Here is an 18,226-nt window from a genome sequence, read left to right on the forward strand (position 1 = left end):
CTTACACTCCCAACTCCTCCATAATGTGATAGACGGTGTCTTTGAGGTACTCCGCCGCCGTGTGGGGAGCCACCTTGCCCGGCAGGCCTCTGGCCCACACCACGGGCACGCCCAGGGCCTGGGCCGCGGGATGGTCCACGCCCCCCGGCTCCGAGGCCAGGTCCATCACCCAGGCCCCCTCCCGCAGAGCGGACAGCTCCTCCACTCCCAGCAGGGGGGCAGGCACGGTATTCACCACCAGATGGGGGCAGTGCAGCCACTCCCCCATGCCCCGGATGGGCTCGGCCTCCAGGCCTAAGCTACGGGCCAGGGCCCGCTGGGCGGGGTTTCGGGCCAGAATGCACACCTTGGCCCCCAGAGCGTGGAGGCGCACGGCCAAGGCCTGCCCCACCCGCCCAAAGCCCAAAATCCAGATGCGGGCGTTGTGGATGGTGGTGGGCATGCGCTCCATGGCCAGACCAATGGCCCCTTCTGCGGTGGGAATGGCGTTGAGCAACGTCAGCTCTTCCCGGGCATAATAGTCTATGACCCGCAGGTTCAACGCCTGGGCCTGGTGGAGAAAGCTGGAGGTGAGCAGCCCGCCGCACACCAGTTGCCCCGGCTGCATGTGCTCCAGCACCTGCTCCACCGACAGCCGAAAGGTGCTCAGCGGGGTGTACACCCACCCCTCCGGCCGCTGCGCCGGCAGGGGGAGAATGACGCAGTGGGCCGCACCGATGCCATCCAGGTCCGGCCCCTCCGCCGCCTCCTCCCCCAGCCCCAAGGTATGTACCCTGTGGCCGTCGTCTCGCAGCAGCCCGGCTAAGATGCTCTGCCGCTGATCTCCTCCAATGACCCAGATATGCGTTCGTTCCATGTTCCTTCCCATGCTCCTCTCCGGGGCCGTTTGCCTTCCGACACCGCCCTCATCCCAGTGTATTCCGCCCCTTCCGAGTGGTGACTTCTGGAAGAACTACAGAAGGAATGATTGCAATTTGTGTCAAGACAGCTTATAATAGAGGCTACGATTTTAGTTAAAGGGGGCCATCCCTGTGCAACATCACGTCAACTACACCATGCTCACCGACTTCTACGAGCTGACCATGGGCAACGGCTATTTTCAGACCGGCGTGGCCGATCAAATCTGCTATTTCGATATGTTCTTCCGCAGTGTCCCCGACGGCGGCGGCTTCGCCATTGCCGCCGGACTGGAGCAGGTGATCTCCTACATCCGGGACCTCCACTTCGATGAGGATGACATTGCCTACCTGCGCTCCAAGAATACCTTCTCGGAGGAGTTTTTGGAGTATCTGCGCACCTTCCACTTCACCGGGGACATCTGGGCCGTGCCGGAGGGCACCCCCATCTTCCCCCGGGAGCCCATTCTCACCGTGCGGGCCCCTGCCATTGAGGCCCAGTTCGTGGAGACCTATCTGCTGCTGACCCTGAACCACCAGTCCCTCATCGCCACCAAGTCCAACCGCATCGTCCGGGCTGCCCAGGGCAAGCCCGTGGCGGAGTTCGGCTCCCGCCGGGCCCAGGGGGCGGACGGCGCACTGCTGGGCGCCCGGGCCAGCTATATCGCCGGGGCCTCCGGCACCGCCTGCGCCATGGCCGACCAGATGTTTGACACCCCCGCCACCGGCACCATGGCCCACTCCTGGGTGCAGATGTTCCCCGACGAATACACCGCCTTCAAGACCTACTGTGAGATCTACCCCCACGCCGCCACCCTTCTGGTGGACACCTACAACGTGCTCAAGTCCGGCGTGCCCAACGCCATCCGGGTGTTCCAGGAGCTGGGCATCACCCAGGGCGGCATCCGCATCGACTCCGGCGATTTGACCTATCTGTCCAAGAAGGCCCGGAAGATGTTGGACGAGGCGGGCCTGACCGACATCAAGATCATCGCCTCCAACTCCCTGGACGAGTATATCATCCGGGACCTGCTGACCCAGGGGGCCGCCATCGACGGCTTCGGGGTGGGCGAGCGGCTCATCACCTCCAAGAGCGAGCCGGTGTTCGGCGGCGTGTACAAGCTGGCGGCCATCGAGGGCAAGGACGGCACCATCGTGCCCAAAATCAAGATCAGCGAGAACCCCGCCAAGATGACCATCCCCCACTTTAAGAAGGTGTACCGCCTGTACGAGATCGAGACGGGGAAGGCCCTGGCCGACTATATCTGCCTCCACGACGAGCACCCCGACTTCACCCAGCCTCTGGAGCTCTTCGACCCCGAGGCCGTTTGGAAGCGCAAGACCATCACCAACTACACCGCCCGCCCCCTGCTGGTGCCCATCTTCCAGGGCGGCCAGCTGGTGTACCAGGCTCCCACCATCCAGGAGACCCGGGTGTACTGCGCCCGAGAGGTGGACAGCCTGTGGGACGAGGTCAAGCGGTTTGAGAACCCCCACAACTACTATGTGGACCTGTCCCAGAAGCTGTGGGACGTGCGGGCTCAGCTGCTGTCCCACAACGCCTGAGGTGCGCCATGCGAGGCATTGTATACGCCATGCACAAGGAGGTGGCCGGGGCTCTGCGCCCCTCCGGCCAGGTGCAGACCATCGCTGGGATGGACTTCTACCCCCTGGACCCAGACACTGTGGTGTGCATCTGCGGGGTAGGTAAGGTCAACGCCGCCATGGGCACCCAGGCCCTCATCGACCGCTTTGGAGTGGATGAGGTGTGGAACGCCGGGGTAGCCGGGTGCTTCCACGACTTCCCCGTGGGCACCCTGGTGGTGGCCCGCCACAGTGTCCAGCACGACATGGACACCTCCGCCGTGGGCGACCCGTTGGGTCTCATCCCCGCTCTGAACCTCATTGAACTGCCCTGCCAGAGGGTGGAGGCCCATGTGGAGCGGCTCACCCAGGCGGGCTTTGCACCCCGCACCGGAGTGGTGGCCACCGGGGACTGGTTCGGTCGGGACTACGAACGGGCGGCCATGCTGCGGGACCACTTCTCCGCCACCGTGTGTGATATGGAGGCGGGGGCGGTGGCCCAGGTGTGCCTGCGCAACCAGGTGCCCTTCCACTGTGTGAAAATCGTCTCCGACCACCTGTTCCACCCCGCTCAGGGGGAGGAATACGCCCAAAACGTGCCCCAGGTGGTGGACAAGCTCAACCAGGCCCTGGCGGCCTTACTGTGGAGGTCTTAATATGGAAAAAATCGCAAGCTTTCAGGTGGACCACACCACCCTGCGCCCCGGTATGTATCTCTCCCGCCGGGACGGGAATGTGGTGACCTTCGACCTGCGCTTCAAGGTGCCCAACACCGGGGATTTGCTCACCAACGCCGAGATGCACTCGGTGGAGCACATCATCGCCACCCTGCTGCGCAACTCCCCCCAAAAGGATGGGGTGATCTACTTCGGCCCCATGGGGTGCCAAACCGGATTCTACGTGCTGTTGGACAACGAGCAGCTGACCATGGAGGACTGCATCACCCTGGTCCAGTCCGTCTTTGAGGCGGGGGCCAACTACACCGGGGAGATGCCGGGCAAGTCGGCGGTGGAGTGCGGCAACTACATCAACCTGGATCTGGACCTGGCCCGCACCCAGTGCCGCTACTACGCCGATCTCATCCGGGACTGGACCGTGGAACAGCTGGCCTATTAAATACACATACAAAAAGCCGATGTGGACGAAAAACGTCTACATCGGCTTTTTTCAGCACTTATTCACTCTTCACTTTTCCTTCTTCCCTCGCTGCGCCCCTCCGGGGCGCAGCTCATCCCGCCCGTTTGTCCCGCTCCAGGGCGATGCGGTCGGCGATCATGGCGATAAACTCGCTGTTGGTGGGCTTGCCCTTGGTGTTGGACACGGTGTAGCCGAAGTACCACTGCAGCACCTCCAGGTCGCCCCGGTCCCAGGCCACCTCGATGGCGTGGCGGATGGCCCGCTCCACCCGGCTGGCGGTGGTGCCAAACCGCTTGGCCACCTCGGGATAGAGCACCTTGGTCACGGCGTTGATCATCCCCATATCCTCCACCGCCATGGCAATGGCCACCCGGAGATACTGGTAGCCCTTGATGTGGGCGGGCACCCCGATCTCATGGATGATGGAGGTAATCTTCCGTTCTAAATCCCACTCTTCCTCCTCCTGGTGGGTCTGGCGCTCCTGGGTCTGATCGCACAGCTGGGCCATGCGCTCCACCACCGCAGACAGACGGCAGGGCTTGAGCATACAGTAGTCCGCCCCCCGCTCCTTCACCTGCTGGGCCAGGGCGGAATGGGAAAAGGCGGAGAGCACCACAACCCTGGGCCGATTGGGCCCCAGCTGCTCCAGTACCTCCAACCCGTCCATCCCGGTGAGCATCAAGTCCATGATAATCCCCTGGGGCTGATGCTTGGCCACCAGCTCCAACAGCGCTTCCCCGTCCCCGGTCTGGGCCACGACCTCCATATCCTCACGGTCCCCCAGGGCATCCGCCAACATCCCGCGGTACTCCTCTGAGGCATCCGCAATGATGATCTTCTTCACATCGCTCATCTGTGTGACAATCCTTTCTCAAGTGGAGTCAGTCTGGTTTTACCATCTTTTTCCTGTACCTCTAAAATACCACAGAATGCCCGATCTGGCAAGCCATAGTTTCCACTTTCGTTCGACAGGATTGTCAAATTTTGTAATCTATCAACTGCTGTTTTTCCTACAGGATGATTGAAGTTTCGTTATTTGTTCTTGTTATTGTAGTAAAAGAGCATAGAGCGGTACAACATGACCCCCACCACCAGAGGGAAGACAATCCCCAGCACCACCCCGTCCAGGGTGGCCAGGAAGGGCAGCCCGCCGTTGCGTGCCACCATCATCACCGACACCAAAATCATGACCAGGGGAATCCAGGCAAAGTGCAGCAGCTTCATGGCCCGCTTCTTCCCAGCGGGCAGATCCGGCTCCAAGGTCTCCGGGTGCTTGGCGGTGCAGCGCACCGTGGCAACCGGCGCCCGGCCCATCTGGGTGTACAGCCGCTCTGCGGTATACTCCACTCCATCCAACGTAAATTCCGGGTACATCCCCTCTTTGGTGATGGTGATGTCCACCTGGTTCTCCCGGGCGAAGTCCAACAGCGCCTGGGTAAACTCCCGGGCGTTGGTCACGGCCCCCTCGGGGATGTAGGTAAAGGTGGCCTTCTGGAGGAACTTGCACATCTTTTTGTAGTCCTCTCTCCACTGGGTAAACAGGTGCTTCCGGTTCTCCTCCCGGTCCATCTCCCGCAGAATGGCGTCCACCTCCACGTCCCCGCTCAGTCCTTGGAGGGATTTACAAAACCGGATAGCGGTCTGTACCTCCTGCACCCGCTCCCGCAGCTGCCGCTCCTGGGCCGTGGCGGCGTCCTCCAGGGACGTCTTCCCATCCAGTACCTTTTGAATCTCCTCCAAGGGCATATCCACCATGCGCAGGGCTCGGATGAGTTTGAGCCGCTCGATATCCTGGGACGAGTAGTCCCGGTAGTCGTTGTCCTGATTGCGGGCGGGGTGCAACATTCCCTTCTGCTCGTAAAATCGGATGTTGCGCTTGGAAATTCCCGTCAGTTTCTCTGCCTCTTTGATGTTCATATCATGCGCCTCCTCTCTGGCTCTGGTGTCAAAATACACCTTTCACCTGGTGGAAGGTCAAGGGTTTTTGCAAAAAAGATTTCCTTTCACCCACAGAAACAACCAGCCAAGAGGCGGACACATCCCGCCTCTTGGCTGCTCTCACGGGTTCTCTTGGGTTTCCTCGGCCTGTCTTCGGTTGTAGTTTTCCACCAGGGCCGAACGGAAAATAAAGGCGCCCACAATCAGGGGCAGCATGATGGCCGCTGCAACGCTGCCGTTGGCCAACACCACCGCCGCCTCCGTGGCGATCATGCCCAGCAGCACCCACCCCAGCCGATAGCGCCGGAAGGTGCTCACATGCTCCCGACGGCTGCGGGGGCTCTGAAGTTCCTTTTCCTGTTCCATTAACGTAGTTCCTCCTTCCCTCATCACAAAGGAATGCGCTCATTCCGGTAGACGGTAATCAGCTGGTTATCGCTGGAGAAAATGTACACATAGCCGTGGTAGATCAGCACCACGCCGTCCCCGTGCTGCTCCTGAATCTCCTGCACCAGCCGGGCGGAGGTGCGTTTGAGCTGCCGGGCGCTTTTGCCGAAGCAGTAGGCCTTCATGGCCAGGTCCTGGAGGTTCTCCAACGTATTTCCCTGCATCCGTTCCAGCATGCGCTCCTTGGCGTGGACCGTCACTCCCACCGGATAGCGCTGGGGGCTGAGAAAGCCCTCGGAGCTGTACAAGGAGTCTGCATAATCGGCCACATCGTAGAGGCGATTATACCGCCCCTGGAGGTCCTTGCCATGGATATTATATCCCCGACGGTCGTAGCCCTCCCGATCATAGCCCTGCTTATCATAACCAAATCGGTCATAGCCCTCTCGATTGTAGCCCCGGGAATCATACCCCTGCCAATCATACCCGTTGCGGTCATAGCCCCGGGTGTCGTACCCCAGGCGGTCATAGCCTTCCCGGTCGTAACCTCGGGGGTCGTACCCCTCTTCATCGTACTGCTTCTCCCGCCAGGCGGGCTTTCCGCTGGGGGGACCCGAGCGTCTGTTCCGGTGGGACGGGAGAACCGCCCACACAATCACCGCCACACCCGAGAGCACCAGCACTACAACCAGCCCGATCAGCAATTTCCAAGTGTCCAAGGTCTACACCTGCCTCATCTGTATTAGACTCATTCTACCATAAAGTCTTCAAAAAAGACAGAGGGAAAACATAAGGCGGAAGCGATCCAGCTTCCGCCCTGTTTTACCAGTACAATAATCCTAAGATAAAGACCGCCAGTGCCAACACAGGCAGGAGCGTCCAGGAGATATATCGACTGGCCATCTCCCACCCAGAGGGCTCTGCCTCCTCCACGTTGCTAATTTCAAAGAGGAGATGGAAGCGGAACAGCTCGTCGGCATACAGGATGGTGAGGGCCGTGGCCACACAGATGACCACGCCTAACACCCAACCCCACCAGCTTCCCGGATGGGTCAGCTCCGGGCCGTACATCACCTCCAGAATGGTGTAGGCCGAAGGCTCCATCATACTTGTAAGATTCCCGTATGCATCGAAGGATATCTCCATGGAGCTGTCCCGATGCATCTGGCTGCCATCCTGACGGTACACACGGAAGGTCTCGCCCTCCCCGGATACACCGCCGTAAAAGAAGGTCTCCCCTCTCCGCTGCAGCTGGATGCCCCGCACTCCATCCGGCAAATCCACCAGGTTCGGGTCTTCCTGGACGGTATAGGGGCCGTAGGTCTTCTCCCCGTAGTAAAACTCCACGGTTTGGTCCGGGGACACGGTGAAGCGGGCCGTTTCTCCATACACCTTCCCCTGGTACACCGTATTCTCTCCCTCCTGGGTACGCAGCAACAGGCCATCCCGGTAGGAAAAGGCCTGGCGGGAGGTGAGGATCGGATAGAGCACAGTGAACACCAGCACCATAGCCGCCATCAAAATCAAAACACCCTTTTGATATCCATTCAACTCTCTCAGACGCTGCATATTCACACCTGCCTTTCCCGTTTTTCTCTCTTCTGGTATTGTACCACATCTGCATGTGATCTTCCATATAGAGGGTGTAAAACAATCGTTCCCCCCGTCTACTCAAATCAGCATCAGCACACCCACAACCAACAATATGAACACAAGCCCCAGTGCCAACATCCATTGTTTCTCCCGAACGGCCTCACAGATGTCCCGCAAATACCGCAAACCCAGCAGCCCCACGCTGAGAAAGACAAACAGCAATCCCAAGGGGGCACCGATGCGAAACACCAAGCTGGGATATGCCGCTCCAGACAGCATGACCCCAAACAAGAGGACAAGGCCCAGGATTCCACTGGCAACGGTCAGTTTGGACAGCCTGTCTTTCATCGTGGAACACTCCCTTCCATGTATGCAATATTTTGTCTGTTTCCATTTGAACAGCACGGATAAGTGCCTATATTGTACTATGCTTTTTCTCCATAGTCACGAACTTTTTTCAGAATACTCGGGCTATGGCAAAAGCAGGATGGCCTACACCATCCTGCTTTTGTATCTCCATGTTATTCGTCCTTCCCGTCCTCATCGGTCTGAGACGGCATGTACTCCAAAATATCCCCCGGTTGACAGTGCAGCGCCTCACAAATGGCCTCCAAGGTGGAAAAGCGGATGGCGCTGACCTTTCCCGTCTTGATTTTCGACAGGTTTACATTGGCGATACCAACCTTTTCCGCCAGGGCATTCAGGGACATTTTCCGGTCTGCCATGACCCGATCCAATCGTAATACAATGGGCATAAGCTTCTCCTCATTCCACGTCACAGTGTCTCATCGGACAGCTGTTGCAAGGTCTCCCCGTAGATAAAAATGCGCCGAAACAGCCGGATCAAAAAGAACCAAATAATAAAATCACCATCTCCTACCACGGTTAAGGAGCAGGATTCCACCATGTTTGCAGCAAACAGGGAAGAAATATCAATCATCTGGTCGTAAACCATGTTTGTTGCCAGTTGAAGAATCAGTCGAACCACACCAAAAATCAAGACCGTATAGGATAGCTTTTTCAACCCGTCGCTCACCGCCGTGTTGAACGGTTTTCCCTGTGTCATTGGTTCAAAAATACCTTGAAGGATTCGGATCGCGTAACAGGAAAGGCCCCCGTAAAGGACAATGTTCGCCAAGGACATCCATAAAATGTTGATCAGTTGTGCGCGGGAGTACCCCTGGCTGAGTTTCAACCTGTAATTTCCAATCGTAATGGAAACACCCTGGATGACTGCTGTATCATCCATAAAAATCAACGATGCAATCATGATACATGCAGAGACAACGCTGACAACGACGACAATCCAAAACAGAATTCGCAGGATTTTCTGCACCAGCTTGGTGGATTTCATAATCTTCTCCATATGTCTCCCTCCTTATTTTGTGGGTTTCTCTACTTGCATTATACGAGGAGCATATATCTTTGTCAATATATTTTTAATGGTAAACATTAAATTTTATATGTGCAGCATATCAAAGGGCGAAGACACCATGTCGGTGTCTTCGCCCTGTTTTTACCCTGCCGCCTGGAGCATATCTCCAATATAGATGCCATAGCCAGAGGTGGGGTCATCCACCATGACATGGGTGACGGCCCCGATGATCTTGCCGTTTTGGAGAATGGGGGAACCGCTCATGCCCTGGACAATGCCTCCGGTTTTGTCCAGCAGCCGGGGATCAGTGACGTGGATGAGATAGTCCCGGCCCCCGTCCTGGCTGTCCGGGTAGACCTTGAGAATCTCAATCTCGTACTCCTCCACCTGGTTGCCGGAGATGTTGCTGAGGATGGTGGCTTTCCCCGCCTTCACCTCGTCCCGGCTGGCCACCTCCACCGCCTGGCCGGAAAACCAGCTGGTGTCGGTCATGGTGCCGTAGATGCCACAGGAGGTGTTGTCGTCCAGCTCACCCAGGGTCACGTCCGCCTCAAAGATGCCCCGCAGCTGTCCCGGAGTTCCACACTGCCCCTTGTCCACCCCGGAGACCGTGGCGGGCAGAATGCTGCCGCTCTCCAGGGGCATGAGCAGAGCCGTGTCCACGTCGTTGATGCCGTGGCCCAGGGCCCCGAAGGTCCCGGTCTGGGGACAGTAGAAGGTGACGGTACCAATGCCCGCCATGGAGTCCCGAATCCAGGCCCCCAGCTTATACTCCCCGTCGGCGGAGCACAGCACCGCCTGGGCGGTCAGCTGCACCTGCTCCTCATTGCGGATGGCCCGGATGCTCATGGTCTCCCCCTCCAGCTCCTGCAAGAGGGCGGACACCTCCTCAATGGTATCCACCTCGGTGGAGTTGATATGGGTGATGATGTCCCCCTCCCGCAGACCGCAGTCCTTGGCCGGATTCACCGCCCCGTTCTGGGTGGAAATTTCCGAAGTTCCCACCACCACAACGCCATCGGAGAAGAGCTTGATGCCCACGGCACGCCCCACTGGGACCACTTTCAAGGTGTCGGCTCTGGCGCTGCCCAGGACTGGCCACAGGGCCAGAGCTACCACCAGCACCACCAGGACGACCCGCAGCACCGCCTGGGTCATCCCCACCCATGGTTTGATCTCTTCGTTCAATGATCCTCACCGCCTCTTCGTTCACAATTTGGGCGTTCGCCCAATCCTTAATGTGCCTGAGACGGCGGGGTTTCTTCCGTGGAAAAGGGAGGGCCTTTTGGAAAAGCCCGAAATGGAGGAAAAAAACTTTTGTGTTTCACCACGGTTTCATTCATAGTTTGCCCCACTGCGGGCATAACTTGTAGTAAGAAACGAGGTGAGAGCTGTGAAAATTTTTCAAAAAAAGACGATTTTTACCCTGATTGCCGCCCTGATCTTGGGGGTAGGGCTCCATTTTCTCTTCTCCTGGCTGCCCAGCCCCATCACCGCTCTGGTCTCTCCGGTGCGGGAGAGCCTGTGGGAACATCTGAAAATCCTCCTCATCCCCCTGCTGCTGTCCGGGCTGTATCTCACCCATGGCCGAGGTCTGGACGGTCTGGCCCCCTGGCTGTTGACCCTGCCCATCATCGGCGGGGCCATGCTGCTGCTGAGCTACCTCTATCACGTCCCCTTCCAGGGCGACGGGATGGCCTTTGACCTCATCTTGTATGTGGTACTCATGGTGGCAGGGTTTGTGCTGGCCCAAGTCCTGGCCCCCCTCACCCAGCGGCCCTTTCTCCCCACCCTCTGCCTGCTGGCGGCTCTGGCGGTGGGTTGGATGATGATCTGGTTCACCTTTTTCCCCCCGGATATGGTAGTATTCCTGGACCTGAGCAAACATACTCCCACCTTTTATATCCTGCCCAAGTAAAAAAATCTGCACCGGGCTTCCGGTGCAGATTTTTTTACTTGAGGCTGTTGAGATACTCCTCTACGTCAAAGGGGTCCAGGCCGCTGTCCTTACGGAGGTACAGGGGGTGGTGGGGGTGGCCCTTCTTGGAGCGCTTTCCAGCGGTGTACCAGGCCGCCCCATGGGTTTGGCCGATGGCAATCATGTCCCGGACACAGGCGGGCAGATAGTCCCGCTTTTCGATGATGGTGCCCCAGGCCGCCCAGATGGCAGGCTGAGTGTCCTCGTAGAGGGAGAGGACATAGTCAAAGGCCTTCATGTTCTCCTGGTGGAGGGTGTCATTGCAGTGCTTTTCCATGTGGTCCGGGTCGGTGGCCCGCTGGGGGTAGACGTTGAACATGACAAAGCTGTCAAAGCCATTGTGGAGGGCCACCCGCTCCACCGACTTCAAGGTGTTGTCCAGATCATCGGGGGCAGCGGTGGAAGGGTTGATGCCCACACAGATGAGGGGCCGCTTGCCCCGGGTGGCCAGAATGTATCGGTACTCGCAGTAGAAGGGGGGCACGTACAGCCACCGATTGACGTCATAGTCCTCTTTGGGGGTGAGCGCCTGATCCAGCGCCTCTTGGAAGGGCAACAGCTCAAGCAAGCTGGTTTCGCCGCTGGGAATGTGCATGGAGGGTCCTCCTTGATGTTTTTTCCCATCATACCACGGGGACGGGGAAATGGAAAGCGTCCCCGCCTTGCTTTTTTTCTCCGGGTCGTTTATCATACTGATATCGACTTTGGAGAGGAGGGCTGTTTATGCCAAAGCAGCGCCATCACTGGGTGGGCATGCGCATGGTAAAGACCGTCATTGCCGTGTTTATCTGCGGTATCTTCGGCTATGTGCGGGGCGAGCCCGCCTTTTATTCCATGATTGCCGCGGTCATCTGCATGCAGAACTCCACCGACAAGACCATCACCTCCTCGGTGAACCGGGCCATCGGCACCCTGGTGGGCGGCCTGTACGGTATCATCATCCTCTACGGCCTGGAATTCTTCCACGCCGAGAATTTGGACTTGCTGCGCTATACCCTGGTATCTCTCACCATCATCCCCCTCATTCGCACCGCTCTGGTGCTCAAGCGGCCCTCCAGCGCCTCTCTGTCCTGCGTGGTGTTCCTGTGCGTCACCGTCAACCACAACACGGACAGTTCCCCCGCCCTCTTCGCCCTCCAGCGTATGGTGGACACCCTGGCGGGCGTGGCGGTGACCTGCGTCATCGACCTGCTGCTGCCCTACCACCCCAAGCCGGAAGAGGTTGCCGCCCCTGCCGAGCCCCCTTCCACCACCGACACCACACCCAAGGAGCCCAAATCATGACATATACCCAGGTCCTTCCCGCCCGTTTTCTCTCCCGCCCCAACCGCTTTGTGGCCCAGGTGGAGGTGGACGGGCGCACGGAAACGGTCCATGTAAAAAACACCGGACGGTGCCGGGAACTGCTCATCCCCGGCCGCACCGTCTACCTCACCCCAGGGGACAACCCCAAGCGCAAGACCCCCTATGACCTCATCGCCGTGGACAAGGACGGCCTGCTGGTGAACATGGACGCCCAGGCCCCCAACCAGGTCTTTGCCGAGTGGGCCCGGGCGGGACACTTCGTCCCCAGCCTCACCCTGCTGCGCCCCGAGACCACCTGGGGCAACTCCCGCTTCGACTTCTACTGGGAGGCGGGCCCCCGCCGGGGCTTTGTGGAGGTGAAGGGATGCACCCTGGAGGAAGACGGCCACTGCCGCTTCCCCGACGCTCCCACCGTACGGGGGGTGCGCCACCTGCAAGAGCTGGAGGCCAGCCTGCAAGAGGGCTATGAGGCCGCCGTGTGCTTTGTCATTCAGATGGCGGGCATGAAAGATTTCGCCCCCAATGATGCCACCCACCCGGAATTTGGGGCCGCTCTGCGCCAGGCCGCAGCGGCTGGGGTGCAGGTGCTGGCTCTGGAGTGTACCGTCACCCCGGACACCCTGACCATGGGGGGACCGGTGGCGGTTAAGCTGTGAGAGATTTCGCCGCCTGCGGCCTGGAAAAATTCGTTGCTTTTTCCCGGCTGTGACGGTATAATAAATAGGTTATTAACGAATGAAGGAGCGTGTCCCTATGCCTGAGGAACTCAACCCCGTAGTGTCCCAGAATTTTATCCACAATTTCATTGATGAGGATATTGCACAGGGCGGCCAGTACCAAGGCATGACCGTCCACACCCGTTTTCCCCCCGAGCCCAACGGCTATCTCCACATCGGCCACTGCAAGGCCCTGACCATCGACTTCGGCACCGCCGAGAAGTACGGCGGTCTGTGCAACCTGCGTATGGACGACACCAACCCCGCCAAGGAGGATACCGAGTACGTGGAGGCCATCCAGGAGGACATCCACTGGCTGGGCTTTGACTGGGGCGACCGATTCTTCTACGCCTCGGACTACTTTGAGAAGATGTACGAGTACGCCGTGGAGCTCATCAAGAAGGGCCTGGCCTACGTGTGCGAGCTGACCCCCGAGGAGTTCCGTGCCAACCGCGGCTCCATCGGTGTCCCCGCCACCTCTCCCTGGCGTGACCGTCCCATCGAGGAGTCTCTGGACCTGTTCGCCCGGATGCGGGCCGGAGAGTTTGAAAACGGCAAATATACCCTGCGTGCCAAGATCGACCTCAATAGCGGCAACTTCAACATGCGTGACCCGGTGATTTACCGCATCAACCACGCCCATCACCACCGCCAGGGCAACAAGTGGTGCATCTACCCCATGTACGACTTCGCTCACCCCATTGAGGACGCCCTGGAGGGGATCACCCACTCCCTGTGCTCCCTGGAGTTTGAGGACCATCGCCCCCTGTACGACTGGGTGGTGTCCAACGTGTCCATCCCCTACCACAAGCCCCGCCAGATCGAGTTTGCCCGCCTGGGTATCAACTACACCGTCATGAGCAAGCGCAAGCTGCGCCAGCTGGTGGAGGAGAACCGGGTGTCCGGCTGGGACGACCCCCGTATGCCCACTCTGTGCGGCCTGCGCCGCCGTGGCTACACCCCCCGTTCCATCCGCAACTTCTGCGAGCGCATCGGCGTGGCCAAGGCCACCAATACCATTGAGTACGCCTTTTTGGAGTACTGCCTGCGGGAGGACCTGAACGAGACCGCCCAGCGGGTGATGGCGGTGCTGCGCCCCGTGAAGCTGACCATCACCAACTATCCCGAGGGTCAGAGCGAGACCTTCGAGGTGGAGAACAACCCCAACCGTCCCGAGGACGGCACCCGCACCGTCACCTTCTCCCGCAACCTGTACATTGAGGCGGAGGACTTCCTGGAGACTCCTATCCCCAAGTACAAGCGCCTGACCCCCAACGGCCTGGAGTGCCGCCTGAAAGGCGCCTACCTCATCACCTGTACCGGCTGCGTCAAGGACGAAAACGGCAACGTGGTGGAGGTGCTGGCCACCTATGACCCCGAGTCCCGGGGCGGCAACCCCGCCGACGGCCGCAAGGTGAAGGGCGCCACCATCCACTGGGTGGACGCCGCCACCGCTCTGGATGCGGAGATTCGCCTGTATGACAACCTGTTCTCCGATCCCGATCCCGACGCCGGAGACAAGAACTTCCTGGACTGCCTGAACCCCCACTCTCTGGAGGTGCTCCAGGGCGCCAAGGTGGAGGCCAGCCTGGCAGGTGCCCAGAAGGCCGACCGCTTCCAGTTCATGCGTCAGGGCTACTTCTGTGCCGACAGCCGGGACAGCAGCCCCGAGCACCTGGTGTTCAACCGGGCTGTGTCCCTGAAGGACAGCTTCAAGCCTCAATAAGTGATGTTTTCGCCGGAAGCAGCAAAACCGCTGCTTCCGGCTTTTTCTGTCTCACCGGGCAGGTCTGGGCCGGAGAAATCCATGGAGGTTGGGCTTTACGGTATGCCGGGGGATATGATATACTACCTTAGACTATAATTGTACGAGATAGAAAGGACCTATACCATGGAAATTGATGGAGTTGTGGTACAAGATACCTACTTTTACAAAGATATGAACCTGTCCGAGGCCATTATGAAGGCCCTGGACAAAAAGGGATTCACCCAGGCCACCGCCATCCAGGGCGGTGCCATCCCCTACTTTATGCAGGGACGGGACGTGGTGGCCAAGGCCCCCACCGGCACCGGCAAGACCTACGCCTTCGGCATCCCCATGGTGGAGCATGTGGACCCCCAGTCCGACCAGGTGCAGGGCCTCATCCTGGCCCCCACCCGGGAGCTGGCGGTGCAGATTCGGGACGAGCTGCGGGACCTGTGCGCCTTCCGGGAAGGGGTGCGCATTGTGTGCCTGTACGGCGGCCAGCCCATTGACAAGCAGATTACCCAGCTGAAAAACCGGCCCCAGATCGTGGTGGCCACTCCCGGCCGCCTCATGGACCACATGAAGCGGCGCACCGTGCGCCTGGACGGGGTCCAGACCGTGGTGCTGGACGAGGCCGACCGGATGCTGGACATGGGCTTTATCCAGGACGTCACCCGCATTCTGGACAAAATCCCACACCGGAAAAACTTAGGCCTCTTCTCTGCCACCATCAGCCGAGAGGTGATGGACATCTCCTGGGTGTATCAGCGGGACCCGGTGGAGATCACGGTGCGTCCCGTGGAGGAGAACCGCCCGGACATCCAGCAATACCGCATTGATTTGGGGGGCCGGGAACAGAAATTGGAGACTCTCATCGCCCTGCTGGAGGGCGGGGAGTATGAGCGTGCCATTGCCTTCTGCAACACCAAAAACATGACCGACCGCCTGGCGGGTCTGCTGTCCATGCGTGGCATCTCCTGCAAGGCCATCCACGGCGACATCCAGCAGCGGGTGCGGGAGAAGACCCTCCAGCAGTTCAAGGCCGGACAGCTGCGGGTGCTGGTGGCCACTGACGTGGCCGCCCGTGGCCTGGACATTGACGACGTGGACGTGGTGTTTAACTACGACGTGCCCGACGAGCAGGAAAACTACGTCCACCGGGTGGGCCGTACCGGCCGAGCCAAGCGCCATGGCGTGGCCTACACCCTGGTGGCCTCAGTGACCGAGGCGGTGCGGATGCGGGACATTGCCCGCAATACCCGCATGGACATTCAGCTTTTGAAATATGATAAGGATGGCTGTCTCATGCTGGTGGACGGCGAAAACAGCTAAATTCTCGTTTGAAGGAAGGTATGTATGTCTGGATTTGACCTCTCCGTGTCCGTCTCCCTGGTCACTGTCTTTGTCCAGGGCATTCTGAGCTTTTTCTCCCCCTGCGTCCTCCCCCTCCTCCCCCTCTACCTGGGCTACCTGTCCGGCAGCATGGGAGACGCCCAGGGGGCCCAGACCTCAAGGGTGAAAACCCTGGTGAACACTTTGTTCTTTGTCATCGGCATTTCCGCCGCCTTTTTCCTGCTAGCGCTTGGCATGACCGCTCTGGGTCAGGCCCTGCACCAGTATCAGAAGATCATCATCCAGGTGGGCGGCATTCTCATCATCGCCTTTGGTCTGTTCCAGCTGGGGGTCTTTCGCCCCATGGCGCTGGAGCAGGATCGGCGCATCCGCTTCCCCCTGCAAAAGCTGGCCATGAGCCCGCTGGTGGCTCTGGTGTTCGGCTTCACCTTCTCCTTTGCCTGGACCCCCTGTGTGGGCCCCGCCCTGGCCAGTGTGCTGCTCATGGCGGGCTCGGCAGACACCGCCCTCCAGGGCTTTGCCCTCATCGGCCTGTACACCCTGGGCTTTGTCCTCCCCTTCCTGGCGGTGGCCCTGTTTGCCGGGGGACTTTTGAAGCTGTTCCAGAAGCACCGCAACGTGGTGCGCTACACCGTGAAGGTGGGCGGGGCGCTGCTGGTGGTCATTGGCCTTCTCATGGTCACCGGGTGGATGGACACCCTGTCTGGGTCTCTGGCGGGCTCTGACCCCCAGGCCACCCCCACCGTCCAGGTGACCCAGCAGCCGGAGGCCACAGACACTCCAGAGGCCACCGATGCCCCAGAGGAGAGCCAGGCCCCCATTCCAGCCCTGGACTTCACCCTCACCGACCAATTCGGCAACACCCACACCCTGGACCAGTACAAGGGAAAGACCATTTTGCTGAACTTCTGGGCCACCTGGTGCGGGCCCTGCCGCAGTGAGATGCCCGACTTGCAGGCCGTCTATGAGGACTACGGCAACAACGAGAAGGACCTGGTGGTGCTGGGGGTGGCTGCCCCCAACCTGGGCCAGGAGGGCTCGGCAGAGGACATCACCGCCTTTTTGGAAGAGAACGGGTACACCTATCCCACCCTCATGAACGAAGATGCCAGCCTCTTCTACTCCTACGGCATCTCCTCCTTCCCCACCACCTTTATGATCGACAAAAACGGCAACGTCTATGGATATATCATGGGAGCACAGTCCCGGGAGGTGTTTGACGACATCATCCAGCAGACCATGGACGGCGCAGGGTGAAACCAGTGGGTTTCGCCCTGCACCTATTCACTCTTCACTATTCACTCTTCACTTGCCTTTCTTGACACAAGGGAGGCGTTTGTAAAATCCACAACAGCAGGTGATTTTATGGAACTTCGTGTTCTGGCCATTGGAGACGTAGTGGGCGAGAGCGGCGTGGACTTTCTCTGCCGCCACCTGCCCACCCTCCGCCGCCAGTATGACATTCACTTCACCGTGGTCAACGGGGAGAACGCCGCCTCCAACGGCCTGATGCCCCAGCAGGCCCGGGACATCTTCTCCGCCGGGGCGGATGTGATCACCATGGGCAACCACACCTGGGGCAAGCGCCAGATCGTGGACGAGATGGAGCGCACCCCCTATATCCTCCGCCCCGCCAACTACACCAGCCGGGCTCCGGGCCGGGGCTGGGGTATCTTCGACGGCCCCCGGGGCACCACCATCCGGGTGGTGAACCTCATTGGCCGCTGCTCCATGGACTCCAACTTCGACAACCCCTTCACCAAAATGGACGAGATTTTGAAGGAGGGGGACGCCACCCTCACCCTGGTGGACTTCCACGCCGAGGCCACCAGCGAGAAGGGGGCCATGGCCTGGTATCTGGATGGGCGGGCCCAGGCCCTGTGGGGCACCCACACCCATGTGCCCACCGCCGACACCCAGGTTTTCCCCAAGGGGCTGGGCTTTGTCACCGACCTGGGCATGACCGGACCCACCCAGTCGGTGATCGGCATTCACCCCTCCCAGGCCATCAACCGCTTCCTGGGCGGCCTGCCCCAGCGGTTCCAGCCCGCCGACGGCCCCTGCGGCATGGACGGGGTGCTGTTTACCATCGACACCAACACCCGCCGCTGCCTCAGCGTGGAGCGGGTGGACATTGACGGATAAGGAGGGCTCCCCATGCGTATTCTACACGCCGCGGACCTCCACCTGGACTCCCCCCTCAGCAGCCTCCCCGCC

At 59.7% G+C, this 18,226-nt stretch carries 21 protein-coding genes; 10 read left to right on the top strand and 11 right to left on the bottom strand.

Going from position 1 to position 18,226, the window contains the following annotated elements; all coding sequences use genetic code 11:
* Position 1 precedes the first annotated feature (1 nt).
* Positions 2 to 856 (bottom strand): dipicolinate synthase subunit DpsA, encoded by an 855-nt coding sequence (locus tag B5F98_RS11130; RefSeq protein WP_087372634.1) that lies wholly within the window; start codon positions 854 to 856, stop codon positions 2 to 4.
* A 199-nt stretch (positions 857 to 1,055) separates the two neighbouring features.
* Between B5F98_RS11130 and B5F98_RS11135 the strand changes: the two genes are divergently transcribed.
* Genes B5F98_RS11135 through B5F98_RS11145 form a run of 3 tightly spaced genes read left to right on the top strand, consistent with a single transcriptional unit; the run spans position 1,056 to position 3,596 of the window.
* Positions 1,056 to 2,462, top strand: coding sequence for a nicotinate phosphoribosyltransferase (locus tag B5F98_RS11135; protein ID WP_087372697.1), 1,407 nt, complete (start codon positions 1,056 to 1,058; stop codon positions 2,460 to 2,462).
* Positions 2,463 to 2,470: 8 nt separating this feature from the next.
* Positions 2,471 to 3,136 carry a 5'-methylthioadenosine/S-adenosylhomocysteine nucleosidase gene (gene mtnN, locus B5F98_RS11140; RefSeq protein ID WP_087372637.1) on the top strand — a complete coding sequence of 222 codons (666 nt, stop codon included), beginning with the start codon at positions 2,471 to 2,473 and terminating at the stop codon, positions 3,134 to 3,136.
* A 1-nt stretch (position 3,137) separates the two neighbouring features.
* Entirely contained in the window at positions 3,138 to 3,596 is a 459-nt protein-coding gene (locus tag B5F98_RS11145) for an S-ribosylhomocysteine lyase (RefSeq protein ID WP_087372640.1), read from the top strand.
* A 112-nt stretch (positions 3,597 to 3,708) separates the two neighbouring features.
* Here the strand turns inward: B5F98_RS11145 and spo0A are convergent, their stop codons facing one another.
* The 9 genes from spo0A to spoIVB form a co-directional block, all read right to left on the bottom strand.
* A complete protein-coding gene (gene spo0A, locus B5F98_RS11150; protein WP_087372643.1) occupies positions 3,709 to 4,470 on the bottom strand; it encodes a sporulation transcription factor Spo0A in 762 nt (253 codons plus the stop codon).
* Positions 4,471 to 4,649: 179 nt separating this feature from the next.
* Positions 4,650 to 5,534 carry a MerR family transcriptional regulator gene (locus B5F98_RS11155; protein ID WP_087372646.1) on the bottom strand — a complete coding sequence of 295 codons (885 nt, stop codon included), beginning with the start codon at positions 5,532 to 5,534 and terminating at the stop codon, positions 4,650 to 4,652.
* A gap of 141 nt (positions 5,535 to 5,675) precedes the next feature.
* On the bottom strand, positions 5,676 to 5,921 hold the full coding sequence (locus B5F98_RS11160; protein WP_087372649.1) for a hypothetical protein: 246 nt from the start codon (positions 5,919 to 5,921) through the stop codon (positions 5,676 to 5,678).
* Between the two features lie 23 nt (positions 5,922 to 5,944).
* Complete coding sequence (locus B5F98_RS11165; RefSeq protein WP_143482790.1) at positions 5,945 to 6,661, bottom strand: hypothetical protein; 717 nt, start codon at positions 6,659 to 6,661, stop codon at positions 5,945 to 5,947.
* A 103-nt stretch (positions 6,662 to 6,764) separates the two neighbouring features.
* Positions 6,765 to 7,511 carry a hypothetical protein gene (locus B5F98_RS11170; RefSeq protein WP_087372655.1) on the bottom strand — a complete coding sequence of 249 codons (747 nt, stop codon included), beginning with the start codon at positions 7,509 to 7,511 and terminating at the stop codon, positions 6,765 to 6,767.
* Between the two features lie 102 nt (positions 7,512 to 7,613).
* Positions 7,614 to 7,883 (bottom strand): hypothetical protein, encoded by a 270-nt coding sequence (locus B5F98_RS11175; RefSeq protein WP_087372659.1) that lies wholly within the window; start codon positions 7,881 to 7,883, stop codon positions 7,614 to 7,616.
* A gap of 173 nt (positions 7,884 to 8,056) precedes the next feature.
* Positions 8,057 to 8,290, bottom strand: coding sequence for a helix-turn-helix transcriptional regulator (locus tag B5F98_RS11180; protein WP_087233622.1), 234 nt, complete (start codon positions 8,288 to 8,290; stop codon positions 8,057 to 8,059).
* Positions 8,291 to 8,310: 20 nt separating this feature from the next.
* Positions 8,311 to 8,901, bottom strand: a complete 591-nt coding sequence (locus B5F98_RS11185) for a hypothetical protein (RefSeq protein ID WP_087372662.1) — start codon at positions 8,899 to 8,901, stop codon at positions 8,311 to 8,313.
* A gap of 150 nt (positions 8,902 to 9,051) precedes the next feature.
* A complete protein-coding gene (gene spoIVB / locus B5F98_RS11190) occupies positions 9,052 to 10,098 on the bottom strand; it encodes a SpoIVB peptidase (protein ID WP_242961667.1) in 1,047 nt (348 codons plus the stop codon).
* Between the two features lie 205 nt (positions 10,099 to 10,303).
* Between spoIVB and B5F98_RS11195 the strand changes: the two genes are divergently transcribed.
* Positions 10,304 to 10,828, top strand: a complete 525-nt coding sequence (locus tag B5F98_RS11195; RefSeq protein ID WP_087372665.1) for a DUF6512 family protein — start codon at positions 10,304 to 10,306, stop codon at positions 10,826 to 10,828.
* 34 nt (positions 10,829 to 10,862) lie between these two features.
* Here B5F98_RS11195 and B5F98_RS11200 read toward each other — a convergent pair whose 3' ends face one another.
* Positions 10,863 to 11,483: a DUF1643 domain-containing protein gene (locus tag B5F98_RS11200; protein ID WP_087372668.1), complete on the bottom strand. Its 621-nt coding sequence runs from the start codon at positions 11,481 to 11,483 to the stop codon at positions 10,863 to 10,865.
* A gap of 128 nt (positions 11,484 to 11,611) precedes the next feature.
* Here B5F98_RS11200 and B5F98_RS11205 point away from each other — a divergent pair, with 128 nt between their 5' ends.
* The 6 genes from B5F98_RS11205 (at position 11,612) to B5F98_RS11230 (ending at position 18,154) form a co-directional block, all read left to right on the top strand.
* Entirely contained in the window at positions 11,612 to 12,172 is a 561-nt protein-coding gene (locus B5F98_RS11205) for an FUSC family protein (protein ID WP_087372671.1), read from the top strand.
* Positions 12,169 to 12,849 (top strand): DNA/RNA nuclease SfsA, encoded by a 681-nt coding sequence (gene sfsA / locus B5F98_RS11210; RefSeq protein ID WP_087372674.1) that lies wholly within the window; start codon positions 12,169 to 12,171, stop codon positions 12,847 to 12,849. The genes B5F98_RS11205 and sfsA overlap by 4 nt, the downstream gene beginning before the upstream one ends.
* Positions 12,850 to 12,946: 97 nt before the next feature.
* Positions 12,947 to 14,635, top strand: a complete 1,689-nt coding sequence (locus tag B5F98_RS11215) for a glutamine--tRNA ligase/YqeY domain fusion protein (protein ID WP_087372680.1) — start codon at positions 12,947 to 12,949, stop codon at positions 14,633 to 14,635.
* 165 nt (positions 14,636 to 14,800) lie between these two features.
* The gene (locus tag B5F98_RS11220; protein ID WP_087372682.1) at positions 14,801 to 15,988 is read left to right on the top strand and encodes a DEAD/DEAH box helicase; all 1,188 of its coding nucleotides are present in this window, start codon (positions 14,801 to 14,803) and stop codon (positions 15,986 to 15,988) included.
* A gap of 24 nt (positions 15,989 to 16,012) precedes the next feature.
* The gene (locus tag B5F98_RS11225; protein WP_087372685.1) at positions 16,013 to 17,266 is read left to right on the top strand and encodes a cytochrome c biogenesis protein CcdA; all 1,254 of its coding nucleotides are present in this window, start codon (positions 16,013 to 16,015) and stop codon (positions 17,264 to 17,266) included.
* Between the two features lie 108 nt (positions 17,267 to 17,374).
* The gene (locus B5F98_RS11230; RefSeq protein WP_087372689.1) at positions 17,375 to 18,154 is read left to right on the top strand and encodes a TIGR00282 family metallophosphoesterase; all 780 of its coding nucleotides are present in this window, start codon (positions 17,375 to 17,377) and stop codon (positions 18,152 to 18,154) included.
* The last annotated feature ends 72 nt before the right edge of the window (positions 18,155 to 18,226 follow it).

It is taken from the genome of Pseudoflavonifractor sp. An44, from assembly GCF_002161675.1.
Classification (GTDB): Bacteria; Bacillota; Clostridia; order Oscillospirales; family Oscillospiraceae; genus Enterenecus; species Enterenecus faecium.

What these genes read in the sequence shown, in the direction of transcription:
- B5F98_RS11130 (WP_087372634.1), bottom strand. Translation starts at nt 856, where the DNA reads ATGGAACGAACGCATATCTGGGTCATTGGAGGAGATCAGCGGCAGAGC.
- B5F98_RS11135 (WP_087372697.1), top strand. Translation starts at nt 1,056, where the DNA reads ATGCTCACCGACTTCTACGAGCTGACCATGGGCAACGGCTATTTTCAG.
- mtnN (WP_087372637.1), top strand. Translation starts at nt 2,471, where the DNA reads ATGCGAGGCATTGTATACGCCATGCACAAGGAGGTGGCCGGGGCTCTG.
- B5F98_RS11145 (WP_087372640.1), top strand. Translation starts at nt 3,138, where the DNA reads ATGGAAAAAATCGCAAGCTTTCAGGTGGACCACACCACCCTGCGCCCC.
- spo0A (WP_087372643.1), bottom strand. Translation starts at nt 4,470, where the DNA reads ATGAGCGATGTGAAGAAGATCATCATTGCGGATGCCTCAGAGGAGTAC.
- B5F98_RS11155 (WP_087372646.1), bottom strand. Translation starts at nt 5,534, where the DNA reads ATGAACATCAAAGAGGCAGAGAAACTGACGGGAATTTCCAAGCGCAAC.
- B5F98_RS11160 (WP_087372649.1), bottom strand. Translation starts at nt 5,921, where the DNA reads ATGGAACAGGAAAAGGAACTTCAGAGCCCCCGCAGCCGTCGGGAGCAT.
- B5F98_RS11170 (WP_087372655.1), bottom strand. Translation starts at nt 7,511, where the DNA reads ATGCAGCGTCTGAGAGAGTTGAATGGATATCAAAAGGGTGTTTTGATT.
- B5F98_RS11175 (WP_087372659.1), bottom strand. Translation starts at nt 7,883, where the DNA reads ATGAAAGACAGGCTGTCCAAACTGACCGTTGCCAGTGGAATCCTGGGC.
- B5F98_RS11180 (WP_087233622.1), bottom strand. Translation starts at nt 8,290, where the DNA reads ATGCCCATTGTATTACGATTGGATCGGGTCATGGCAGACCGGAAAATG.
- B5F98_RS11185 (WP_087372662.1), bottom strand. Translation starts at nt 8,901, where the DNA reads ATGGAGAAGATTATGAAATCCACCAAGCTGGTGCAGAAAATCCTGCGA.
- B5F98_RS11200 (WP_087372668.1), bottom strand. Translation starts at nt 11,483, where the DNA reads ATGCACATTCCCAGCGGCGAAACCAGCTTGCTTGAGCTGTTGCCCTTC.
- B5F98_RS11205 (WP_087372671.1), top strand. Translation starts at nt 11,612, where the DNA reads ATGCCAAAGCAGCGCCATCACTGGGTGGGCATGCGCATGGTAAAGACC.
- sfsA (WP_087372674.1), top strand. Translation starts at nt 12,169, where the DNA reads ATGACATATACCCAGGTCCTTCCCGCCCGTTTTCTCTCCCGCCCCAAC.
- B5F98_RS11215 (WP_087372680.1), top strand. Translation starts at nt 12,947, where the DNA reads ATGCCTGAGGAACTCAACCCCGTAGTGTCCCAGAATTTTATCCACAAT.
- B5F98_RS11220 (WP_087372682.1), top strand. Translation starts at nt 14,801, where the DNA reads ATGGAAATTGATGGAGTTGTGGTACAAGATACCTACTTTTACAAAGAT.
- B5F98_RS11225 (WP_087372685.1), top strand. Translation starts at nt 16,013, where the DNA reads ATGTCTGGATTTGACCTCTCCGTGTCCGTCTCCCTGGTCACTGTCTTT.
- B5F98_RS11230 (WP_087372689.1), top strand. Translation starts at nt 17,375, where the DNA reads ATGGAACTTCGTGTTCTGGCCATTGGAGACGTAGTGGGCGAGAGCGGC.